We start from the raw sequence: 11,602 nt of genomic DNA, 5'->3' as shown, positions 1-11,602 counted from the left end.
TCACAGCTCCTTCAGCCACTTGCCTGGTCCGATGGGAGTGCACAATTGATTCCGCGCCTTCACCAGTCGCCATAGTCCATATTTTGCGAAATCCACGGCCGCATTCTCCGACGTTGCGCTGCGCCACAGCCCAATGAGCGACCAATACACGTCATTGATGATCGAAAACGCCTGCGCAGGTCTGAGGCATTCGGCATCCAGTCCAAGACCTGTCACGAGACTTGACTGATTCCCACAGAACTGCCCCACTTCAGAAAGCACGGATCCCGCTTCCTCAAGTGGATCCATGACCCCGCTTACCGTCCATCCGGTGAGCAACGGAGCATTCGGTGCATCCTGCTCCGTCTGAGTGTCGATCAGCACGTTGGAGGCCGCACCATCTCCATGGCAGGGAACGCAAGGCTCCCTCAGACCGTCCACTCGTGCAATGAAGGGCTCCAGATCTTTGAGAATGTGATCTATCCCATGAGGCAGAGGCACTGAAGACGCGACGCATCGATCCCTCATGGAAGAGACATCGTCAAGGATGCTTCTGTGGGACATCGACAGAACCTTGTCTACCGTGATTTCGTGCACGCGACGATGCTGTTCGAGCACCGCCCAAAGAATGTATGGATCCCTCAGCTCGTCGAGCTTGGCGTTTCTCCAATGCTCAGGCATCCGCCTCATGACAATCGTCTCATCTGCAACCGTCACGACTTCAGGCGCGACCGAGATCTCACCGGCTGCCTTCATCATCGCTGCTATGACGTTGAAGGGCGAGGCATATGGACGGCTTTCCTTCGTAAAGACGCGGCGCAGCACAGGGTCATCATTCGCATCGACGCCTTCTGTGAAGATGCCATCCCCTCCTACCCAGCTCGGGGTTATGTCGGTCTCCTTGACATCGCCCCATCTCCACTGGTCCTCGGAGGAAAGTGAGACCTGCGTGTTCCCGGTATCAATTGGCATATTGTGGCCCTCCTTGCAGCACTGGGTATTCAGGAACTTTGGAGCGAGTCTGCTCCAGGTATTGGGTCACCGCCAGAACTCCCGCATCATCGAATCGTCTCCCAATGATCTGGACGCCGATCGGCAACCCGGAAGTCTCGTCATGGCATTCTCGGTAGACCGCAGCGGGCTGTCCGGTCTGGTTGAACCACGCGGTGAATTGCGTATGCCGCAGCAGCCGTTGCTCGTCCCCCGGTCCGGGACTGTCCGCACTGAAACCAGGTACGGGGATAACCGGGCTGATGAGGAAGTCGCATTGCCTTGTGGCATGCTCTATCCGACGAACCGTGTTCAGCAGACCGGCGAGCGCATCGTCATAATCCATCATGCTGATCTTCTGAGCGTCCTGCAGCCATGTCTTGACATGTTCGACAACACGGTCAGGATGGCGAGAAGCGCGCACCTCGCTTGCCGCGTGTGCCTTGAAAACGCGATCGGCATCGGCGAAATCCGCATCCGTCAATCCCAGCGACATTGGCTCAACGATGAATCCTGCATCCGTAAGCCTTCTGGCCGCATCTTCGACTGCCTGACGGACGCTGGACTGGACCTGCAGGCCATAGCCCATATCAAGCAGGAGACCGACCGTGGGCATTCTTTGGAACACGCTTTCGATGCTCGTCGGCGAGAACGCTCCTGGAAGGCACATGGGATCCGTTGACGCTTCCCTGCCAATGACCGACAGCCCTTCGATCACATCGCTCACACTGCGTCCCATAACACCTGCCGAACGCATGGTGCTTGCCGGTGAATATGCAATGCGGCCTTGAGTGGGCTTTATGGCAGCAAGGCCGCAATGACCGGCCGGCAACCTGACTGAACCTGCGATGTCCGTTCCCAATCCAAAGGCTGCCAGACCCGCTGCCAATGCAGCGCCGGTGCCCGCACTTGACCCCCCGGGACTCTTTGAAGTGTCCCAGGGATTTCTAACGATGCCGAACTGCGAGCTGATGCCGCTGCCAAGCATGCCCATATCTGGCATGGTGGTTTTTGCAATGATTATTGCGCCCGCTTGGCGCAAGCGCATAACAGGCTCGGACGAGCTTGCAGACACGGGATCGCCATCATGAATCGCACTTCCATGCCAGCGTGGCATGCCTTCCACGCAATAGCTGTCTTTAACCACCACAGGAACGCCGTCGAGAGGACCAATCGGATTGTGTGACATGTATCGTCTCGTGCTCATCTCTGCCTCTTGGACGGCACTGTCGCTGAAGACGCTGATCGCGTTCACCGAAGCAGCGACCGACCGCGCATACTCCAGCTGCGTGGCAATTGCCTGCGCCGGAGTCAGTTCCCCTTTGCAGTATGCGGATCTGAATTGCGATATGCCAAAAACCATGACGCTCCCATTGATGCGATATGTAACGAATGATTCCCTTAAGAAACATGTGATGCGCCGGGCAGCCGTGTGTATTTTCGAATGAGCCCGCCCCGCTTGGATTCCATTATGGGGTGTGCTGGGCTGTGCTTCCTCGGGTGTCTGTAACATCGCGGTAAGTTGTGGGTTACTTGTATTAAAGGGTCGTTCGAAACACGGGTTTTCTCTGGGTGCAGACAGCGAAATTCATTGGAATTGCAACGATTGTCAGGAATCATGTGACATCTTGGGCCAAAACCATTAATACTGTGGGGATGGTCTTAACACCGGCGTTACTTTTCGACTCTTGATACGGTGCACGTTCATATGAGCCGACAGCCCATGCGTGCGCGTATGCGACATGCGAAGACGACCATCGAAGATCGCACATTCCCCGAGAGTTGACCCCACACACACATTCGTTACTCAACATGACATGAGATTTGATACAAGTGTGAATGGAGGTGGGCATGTGAATAGCGCAACATCGAATCACTCGACAACGGATGATCTTATTCGACGCATACGTACCATAGTTCGGCAGAAACGCTTATTGCCAGGGGAGAAAGTTGGAACCGAACGCGCCCTTGCACAGTCCCTTCAGGTCAACAGATCCACTCTGCGCAACGCATTGAGCAGGCTGGAGGAGACGCACGAGATCGTCCGGCTCATCGGCCGAGGCGGCGGAATAGTCGTCTCAGACAATAAGCTGGTGCGGCATATCGACACCCCTGACAGTCTGCGCGACATGGCAAGAAGACAGGGCCACCGCATTGAAAGCAAAGTCCTCAGCGCCAGCCTGTCGGCTCCGAGCGAGGCCGACAGACGCCATCTGCTGTTGCCGGATGGGACCTCCATCTATCGAATCAGCAGGCTACGCGACATGGATGGCAGTCCGTTCTCCCTTGAACAGAGCATCGTGCCCGCCGACCTCTTCCCTCAGCTGCTCACCAAGGACGTTGCCCCTTCGCTGTATTCGGTTCTGACCAGGATCTATTGCGTCGCGATAAAGACGGTCCAAGAGACGTTCGAGGTCGCCGAGGCTACCTTCGAAACAGCCAATCTCCTGAATCAGCCAGAAGGAACCCCGCTGGTGCGCGTTCTGCGCTCGGCGACTGACACGCATAATAGGATCGTCGAGCATTCGGTCGATCTATACGTCGCCTCGAAAGTGCGGTTCACCCTGCATTCGAACGAATTCGTGAGGCTGTCGATGCTCAGGGACAAGCCACGGGTCGATTCGCATCAGCCAGCGTCAGAGACCCGGTGACCTCGCACACGCTTTTCTTCGTTGGACTGTTGCCGAGCTATTTGTCGTATCGCCATGAGCGGTCCGTGATGACTCGAGCCATTGCGAGTCCAACGGGCAGGCACAGGATAACCATGAAGGCCCTGAACCCCCAATCGAGGGCATGAAGCGTATTGAACTGCCCGAGATAGAACATCGCACGATACATATAGAGTCCCGGAACCATGATCACTATCGAGGGAACCGTAAGGCAGATGCGAGGGTAACCCAGATGTGGCGGCAGCCACCCCCGTCTCACCGCACTACGCCAGAACGAGGCAAGAATGCCCGCGATGAAGGCACCGACGAAGGCTGCAGCCTCTGGCGGCACTCCGAAGAGATCCTGAATCTCCAAACGCAGCGTATCGGTTATCGCACCGATGCTGGCGGCCGTCAGAGCCATGCGCTGCGGCGAATTGAACATGACCGAGAAGCCCCATACACCGCCAAACGCCATCGCGAATCGCAGCAGGCCATTCGTCCAGTCGTTCAATCCCAAGGGTGCAAAGCCCTGAGGGTTGAGCATCACGATCCTGGCCACCGCCCAGCCTGCAAAGGTGGCCATCAGAATTATCGAGAGTGCATAGGTGAGACGCTGGATGCCCGACGGATAGTCGATCTTGGCGATATCCAGACCTCCGGTGACAAGCGGGAATCCGGGGATGACGAACAAGGTCGCGCCAATATATGCCGTATCGTGTTCCAACGCCGAAGGATAGAAGATGCCAAAGAACCGCAAGGTCCCCACGCAGGCGAGCGCCGCTATGGCAACCACGACGAAGGTCACGAAGAACTGATTGATGTGCCTGGCAAGCAGCAGCCTTCGAATGTAGTGCCCCACTCCCGCGCCGATGAACGCACCAAGCATGTCAATCGGTCCGCCTCCGAGCAGGAACACGAAGGATGCGCATGCGACGGCCGATGCCAGACCTGCGAATTGCGGAGAATAGAGCGGGTGACGGCGTTCGATCGTATCGAGCCTTGCATGCGCCTCGCGCACCGTTATGGGTTTCATGCCATGCGCGAGGGAATCGGGCTGATGATGCTCGAAGTGCTTCGCATAGTCGCCGGTCGGGAGCTTGGCTGCGAGCCTCTTCCTTCTTGTCTTCACGGCCCTGAGCGCGGAGCCCTCAGACTCGTGCGTGCCAAGGGTATCGACCAGCTCGGTCGACAGGGTGGGCTCATGATGGTAGATGCTGGTGAGTCCGCAGCGCACGCTGAACCAATCGGCAAAATGTTCGAGAAGCCATATCCTTTCGGTATTGACACCGGTCGTCGGCAGATCGACGACCTCTGTCATGCGTTCCTTGCCATCGGTGCAGGTAGCTTCGATATCGGTGAGGTTCACGTCGGAACGGACATGTACGCCGAGCGGAAATGCGATGCGGTGCATCATCTCCCGGACGCGGAAGCTCCCTGTTCCCGCGCCAAGGTCGAGCATGCCCACGCGGACGATCAGACTCGTCTTGGCAGCAAGACCCGCCTCGGTAACTGGCGTGTCGAAGTCCCTGATGATGTCTTCCATGTCCAAAGGCAGCGCATGGCTGTGGAAACCAGATACCTTGTCCTCTGCCTCGCGCTCTGTATCGCGCAGGTTTTTGGCTTCCTTACGCCCTTTTATAAACATTGATCCGAAACTCACATTTCTATTTGTACTCCACGGCGTGCATTTCACCTGCATCTTCCATTATCCCCATTCAAGGGCAATCAACCCGGTCCATGCGCATGAAAAATGAGGATACATGCATGATTTTCAGCTTGCATGACACGAAAATGAAACAAATGGGCATAGAATAATTCCCGTAACCACCAGATGGATGGCTGTGGGCCTGCAACGTTTCGCACCAAAATCGCAGAGGAGCTGCGAAAGACGAAAAGACCAGGCAACCGGAAATTTGGACCAGGAGGTCTGATGACAGATAACAATCAACAGATTACTGCTGCGGATGCCGCGATAGTGACATCCGGGACGGGCACCAAAGGCCCCGAAGAGCGTGATCTTCCAACAACACTCAAGCGCGATATGGATCTGTGCCTGCGACTTCTTCGCGTCGTGCTTGGTGAATTCAATCCCGAGCTTCTCGAGAAATTCGATGCTCTCAGGCAGGATGCAGTCGAGGCGAGTGCGGAGCATTTCAGCGACATTCTCGTTGATCCGCATCCAGATGAGGATGGCCTTGCAAAGTCAGTGGCCCTCATCGATGAGACCCCGATGCATGATTCTCAGATGCTCGCGCGAGCATTCACGACATACTTCCATCTCGCCAATCTGTGCGAGGAGAACTACCGCGTCGCAGCGCTGCATCAGCGTGAGATGAACGTGGACATCAGCTCAGCGGTCGATCCCGTCAATGAAATGACTGGCGCATACCACCAGCTCATTGACGAAATGGGTCCGGCGAAGGCAGCTGAATTGCTTGACAAGTTGGAATTCCATCCAGTCTTCACCGCGCATCCGACAGAAGCACGACGCAAGGCGGTCGAGGGCAAGATTCGTCGCATCGCCGAGCTTCTTGAGATTCGCCCAACGCTTGGCGGTTCCGATCTGGAAGAGAACGAACGCCGTCTGTGCAACGAAATCGATGCCTTGTTCCGCACGTCTCCCATCGCTTTGAAGAAGCCGACACCTGTTCAGGAAGCCGACACGATCATCGATATCTTCGACAACACCTTGTTCGATACCATTCCCAAGGTCTATCGCCGCTTTGATGACTGGGTTCTGGGTAAGAAGGCGGGCACCGTTCCACCGGTATGCCCCGCATTCTTCCATCCAGGCAGCTGGATAGGTTCAGATCGCGATGGCAATCCAAACGTCACGGCCAAGATCAGCCGTCAGGTCTCTCGAAAATTCACCGATCATGTCATCGCCAAGCTTGAAGAGTCGACGCGTACGGTCGGTCGCAACCTCACTGTTGAAAGTGAAACCACTCCTTCAAGCACCGAACTGCTCAACCTGTGGAATCACCAGAAGGAGATGAGCGAGCGCCTCACCGAAAAGGCAGCGCTGATCTCTCGGCATGAAACACATCGTGCGGTGATGCTGGTTATCGCAGACCGTCTGCATGAGTCCATCAATCGTGATGCGGACCTGATGTACCACAGCTGCGAGGACTTCATCGCAGATCTCAAGATCGTGCAGCGCTCGCTCGCAGACGCAGGAGCAACGCGGCATGCCTACGGCCCCTTGCAGGAACTCATATGGCAGGCACAGACCTTCGGCTTCCATCTCGTAGAGATGGAATTCCGTCAGCATTCTGTCGTTCACGCCCGCGCGCTCGAGGACATTCGCGAGCATGGGCTGCATGGCGAACGCGGTGAGCTCCAGCCGATGACGCATGAGGTGCTCGACACCTTCCGTGCACTCGGTTCGATTCAGAAGCGCAATGGCATCAAGGCCGCCAGACGATACATCATTTCGTTCACGAAGTCAGCCCAGCACGTCAAGGATGTGTTCGAGCTGAACCGTCTCGCTTTCGCGCATCCAGAAGACGTTCCGACCATCGATGTGATTCCGCTGTTCGAGCAGCTCGAAGATCTTCAGAACAGCGTCGACACCCTTGAGGAAATCATCAAGATTCCCGAGGTCCAGGCACGGCTGAAGGCCACCGGAAACAAGATGGAAGTCATGCTTGGATACTCGGACTCATCCAAGGATGCTGGCCCTACATCCGCGACCCTTGCACTGCATTCCGCTCAGGAACGCATCGCCAAGTGGGCGAGGAGCCACGACATTGATCTGACGCTCTTCCACGGTCGTGGCGGTGCCGTCGGTCGTGGCGGCGGCCCTGCGAACCGAGCGGTCCTGGCTCAGCCTGTCGGCTCCGTCAACTGCCGTTTCAAGCTCACCGAGCAAGGCGAGGTAATCTTCGCCCGCTATGGCAACCCCGTTCTCGCAATCCGCCATATCGAATCGGTCGCGGCTGCGACTTTGCTGCAGTCTTCTCCAAGCGTCGAAAAGCGCAACACGGAGATGACCGAGAAATATGCCGATATGGCTTCCGCGCTCAACGATGCATCGCACGAGCGTTTCCTCGATCTGCTGCATACTCCGGACTTCACGCCATGGTTCTCCATCGTGACGCCGCTGAATGAGGTTGGTCTGCTTCCGATCGGCTCACGCCCAGCGAAGCGAGGCCTCGGAGCAAAGTCCCTGGATGACCTGCGAACGATTCCATGGGTGTTCTCATGGGCTCAGGCGCGCATCAACCTTGCTGCATGGTATGGGCTTGGAACGGCGTGCGAGCAGCTCAACGACATCGACACGATGCGGAAGGCATATGAGGAGTGGCCTCTTTTCAGCACCTTCATTGACAACATCGAAATGTCCATCGCGAAGACCGACGAACGCATCGCAAAGATGTACCTTGCCTTGGGCGATCGCGAGGATCTGAATGAAAAGGTTCTTCACGAGATGGAGCTCACCCGCAAATGGGTCCTTCTCATCGTTGGGGATCAATGGCCATTGCAGCATCGTCATGTGCTTGGTCAGGCGATCAGAATCCGCTCCCCATATGTCGACGCGCTGTCAGTGACACAGGTTCGCGCGCTGCGCACGCTGCGCCGCCGCAACGACAAGGAAGAACTGAGCAAGAGCCAGCAGGCAGACTTCATCTATCTGATTCTCTGCACGGTTTCGGGTGTCGCCGCAGGCCTTCAGAACACTGGATGATTCCAAGCCTGTGATTCGGTATGGAAGGGCCTCCCACAATCTATGGATTGTGGGAGGCCCTTCCATACCCGCTCAATGGATCTTCCATGCATGGCTCTGATCCCTGTGCGTCTGTTTTCAGCGCACCGCACCTTTCACGGCAGCAGCTCCGAGACGGCCTTGAGATCAGGTTCCTGCTTCAGAAGGCACGCATCTCATGCCTTCGTGTATTTCTGGGTATCACCATCGAATTCCGCCGCGCAGTGTGCGCTGCAGAACGCGTATTGCTTGCCATCGACGGTCCTAGTGGCCGCCGCATCCTGAATGTTGACGGTCATTCCGCATACTGGGTCTTTCAACGTCGACGAATCCTTCTGTGAACTCTGTGAATCAGACATGATGCTGTCTCCTTTGCTGTTGTTCTGCATTGTTGGGAAATTCTTATCCGTCGGCTCCTCGTCTGAGTCGCCTCGCCGGGAATCCTCGAAGGGCAGGGAAACGCCTTCGGTATCTGTCGCCCGCGCCTGTCCGTGCCACGAGAACGAACGAAGTCGATTCGCGTTGATGACAACCGAAAGCGAGGAGAATGCCATCGCGGCCCCTGCGATCATTGGGTTCAGAAGCAAACCGGTGAAGGGGAACAGAACGCCCGCACCGATGGGTATGCCGAGAGTGTTGTATCCGAAGGCGAACCCCAGATTCTCGCGAATGTTTCGCATCGTTGCCCGAGACAGGTCGATCGCCGTCACCACACTGGTCAGTTTTCCAGACATCAGCGTGACATCCGAAGACTCGATCGCTATGTCGGTTCCCGTACCGATTGCGATGCCGATATTGGCCTGTGCAAGGGCGGGTGCGTCGTTTATGCCGTCTCCGACCATGCCGACAACCGTCGCATCGCGTTGCAGTTCCACGATCTTTGCGGCCTTGCCTTCGGGCGGAACCCCGGCGATGACGTGTTCGATGCCGACCTGTCTCGCTATGGTCTCTGCCGTCCCTCTGCTGTCTCCGGTAATCATATAGATTTCAATTCCGCGTTTCTTCAACTCCTGCACGGCATATCTGGAATCGTCCTTGACGGCATCCGCAACTGCCATGACTGCCACCAACCTGCCGTCGACTGCGGCTGCGACGGGTGTCTTTCCATGCGAGGCCCACTCCTCTGCCTGTCCCATCAGCGCAGAGGGTGCATCTTCGGCAACGTTGACGCGTTGATTCTTCAACATCGTCAGATTCCCTACGACGACGGTGTGCCCGCCTACCGAAGCGCTTACCCCTTGGCCCGCAACCGCATTGAAGCCCTCTGACTGCAGCATGGGCACAGAGCGCCGACGCGCCGTCTCAACGATTGCATGCGCCAGAGGATGTTCCGAATTCTGTTCCGCCGCTGCGATCAACGCAAGCGAATCGTCATCCAGATCCCTGGGCCAGATATCGGTCACCGTGGGCTTTCCCTCGGTTATCGTTCCGGTCTTGTCAAGGATGAGCACTTTCATGGCATGCAGGGATTCGAGTGCTGTGGCCGACCGTATCAGGACTCCCGCCTGGGCACCCTTTCCCGTTCCTATCGTGACTGACAGCGGCGTTGCAATCCCCAATGCACAAGGACACGCAATGACCAGCACGGAAACCGCTGCGACGATGCCATGAACGGCCTGCGGGGCAGGTCCGAAAATCCACCATATGACGAATGTCCAAATGGCGATGATCATCACCGCCGGCACGAAGTATTTGGCGATACGGTCTGCGAGGCGCTGAATGGGCGCCTTCGAAGCCTGAGCGCTTCGCACGAGAGAGACGATGTGCGAAAGCACCGAATCCTTGCCAAGCTTGGTCGCCCTGTAGCGCAAGGAACCATTGACATTCACGGTGGCTCCGACGACATCGTCGCCTCTTCGCTTCCTCACTGGCATCGACTCCCCAGTGATCATCGATTCATCGACGCTGCTCTCACCAGAGAGCACCAGCCCGTCGACGGGCAGCTTCTCCCCAGGACGAATCGCAATGATGTCACCGGCAACCACCTCCTTGACCGGCAACGTCTCGATACGCTCGCCTTCACCTTCAGAACCACGAACGACACGTGCAGTCGAAGGACGCAGATCAATCAGTTTCCTGATCGCGTCACCGGTTCCTGCACGCGCCTTGGCCTCGAGGAGCTGTCCAAGAATCATCAAGGTGATGATCGTTCCGACCGCTTCGAAATACGGTTCGCGGGAACCCAAGGGAACGATCGTCGGATCGATGGTCACGATCACGCTATAGATGAAGGCCGTTGCGGTTCCGAGCGCGACCAGTGAATTCATCTCCGCCGAACGGTGCGCGATGGCAAGCCAGCCCGTACGATGCACCGGCCAGCCGGAGAAGGACATCACGGGGAGCGTCAGGACGAGCTGCACCCAGGGATTCATCAGAAACGCTGGAATCATATGTCCCAGGAACGGATGAAGCATCGCTGCGATGAATATCGGAAGCGTGAAGACCACACCTATGATGAGTCTGATCCAGAGTTGCTTGATTTCCCTTGCATGGCTTTCATCGTCCTGGTCAATCGCTTGGTCGCCGTCCGCCGCATCGGCTTCGATTCCGCGAGGTGCGCCAATTCCGGGGTGTGCCCGAGAAGCTTCTTCCAGGCCCGAATCCGAGGCAGAGTCCGAAGAGGATCCGCTGACTCCACCGCCACGAACCTGGAGCATGCCATGCAGCATGTTCATGCCACATGCGAATGGGTAGTCGCCTTCGGGGAGTGCGGGAATGTCCAAGGTCGTCGTTGAATACGCAGGCAGGGCAAGATCTATGCCCAGATCAGAGAAAACCACGTGCGACGAGCATTCGCCCGATTCCTTCCGGTCGAACAGCAATCGTATGGGCTTGCCTGCCTTGACCGCAATGTTTGAGGGCGAATACCCGCCTTTGACCTCAATCCTGGCAAGCTGAACGTCCCCCTCGTCCGAGGCTGCCTTCGCATGCTTCGGCGCAAAGAAGTAGCCTGCCACACCAGCCGTCAGTACCGTCGCCACAATCAACGCAACTGCAATTGCCATATGTCCCTCGCCTCTTTCAACGCCATATCCACTGCCCTGTCCCTCTCTGGACGAACATTGCTGTCGATTATACCCCCAGGGGGTATAATCAACACTGGAATGTTCTCGTGGCGTACAACACCCGACCGGTGTTCGGTGCGACGGAATCAATCGGCTTGCGGATTGGGGCGCGACAATGGATACGATGCGGAATGACCTGGACGGCGAACACGAAGGCCCCAGGCGGGGCAGTCAGGCAACAACGACGAGGGATCAGCCGATGAAGCCACCGA

Annotated in this window: 6 protein-coding genes; 2 read left to right on the top strand and 4 right to left on the bottom strand. The window is 56.9% G+C overall.

All coding sequences use genetic code 11. The features are described from left to right. Both QN062_RS06620 and QN062_RS06615 read right to left on the bottom strand, forming a co-directional pair. Entirely contained in the window at nucleotides 1–951 is a 951-nt protein-coding gene (locus tag QN062_RS06620; protein ID WP_369341043.1) for a hypothetical protein, read from the bottom strand. After that, entirely contained in the window at nucleotides 941–2,332 is a 1,392-nt protein-coding gene (locus QN062_RS06615) for an amidase (protein ID WP_369341042.1), read from the bottom strand. The genes QN062_RS06620 and QN062_RS06615 overlap by 11 nt, the downstream gene beginning before the upstream one ends. A gap of 571 nt (nucleotides 2,333–2,903) precedes the next feature. Between QN062_RS06615 and QN062_RS06610 the strand changes: the two genes are divergently transcribed. Next, on the top strand, nucleotides 2,904–3,620 hold the full coding sequence (locus QN062_RS06610) for a GntR family transcriptional regulator (protein WP_369341041.1): 717 nt from the start codon (nucleotides 2,904–2,906) through the stop codon (nucleotides 3,618–3,620). Between the two features lie 37 nt (nucleotides 3,621–3,657). Here QN062_RS06610 and QN062_RS06605 read toward each other — a convergent pair whose 3' ends face one another. Then, nucleotides 3,658–5,265: a threonine/serine exporter ThrE family protein gene (locus QN062_RS06605; protein WP_369341040.1), complete on the bottom strand. Its 1,608-nt coding sequence runs from the start codon at nucleotides 5,263–5,265 to the stop codon at nucleotides 3,658–3,660. Nucleotides 5,266–5,550: 285 nt separating this feature from the next. Here QN062_RS06605 and QN062_RS06600 point away from each other — a divergent pair, with 285 nt between their 5' ends. Then, a complete protein-coding gene (locus QN062_RS06600; RefSeq protein WP_369341039.1) occupies nucleotides 5,551–8,307 on the top strand; it encodes a phosphoenolpyruvate carboxylase in 2,757 nt (918 codons plus the stop codon). Between the two features lie 194 nt (nucleotides 8,308–8,501). Here QN062_RS06600 and QN062_RS06595 read toward each other — a convergent pair whose 3' ends face one another. Beyond that, nucleotides 8,502–11,330: a heavy metal translocating P-type ATPase gene (locus QN062_RS06595; RefSeq protein WP_369341038.1), complete on the bottom strand. Its 2,829-nt coding sequence runs from the start codon at nucleotides 11,328–11,330 to the stop codon at nucleotides 8,502–8,504. Nucleotides 11,331–11,602: the final 272 nt, after the last annotated feature.

The sequence above is a fragment of the Bifidobacterium sp. WK012_4_13 genome, from assembly GCF_041080835.1.
GTDB lineage: Bacteria > Actinomycetota > Actinomycetes > Actinomycetales > Bifidobacteriaceae > Bombiscardovia > Bombiscardovia fermentum.
This window is presented reverse-complemented; position numbering and strand designations above follow the sequence as displayed.

Excerpts from the sequence above, each read along its gene's own strand:
- QN062_RS06600 (WP_369341039.1), top strand. The coding sequence starts at position 5,551 with ATGACAGATAACAATCAACAGATTACTGCTGCGGATGCCGCGATAGTG.
- QN062_RS06595 (WP_369341038.1), bottom strand. The coding sequence starts at position 11,330 with ATGGCAATTGCAGTTGCGTTGATTGTGGCGACGGTACTGACGGCTGGT.
- QN062_RS06615 (WP_369341042.1), bottom strand. The coding sequence starts at position 2,332 with ATGGTTTTTGGCATATCGCAATTCAGATCCGCATACTGCAAAGGGGAA.
- QN062_RS06605 (WP_369341040.1), bottom strand. The coding sequence starts at position 5,265 with ATGTTTATAAAAGGGCGTAAGGAAGCCAAAAACCTGCGCGATACAGAG.
- QN062_RS06620 (WP_369341043.1), bottom strand. The coding sequence starts at position 951 with ATGCCAATTGATACCGGGAACACGCAGGTCTCACTTTCCTCCGAGGAC.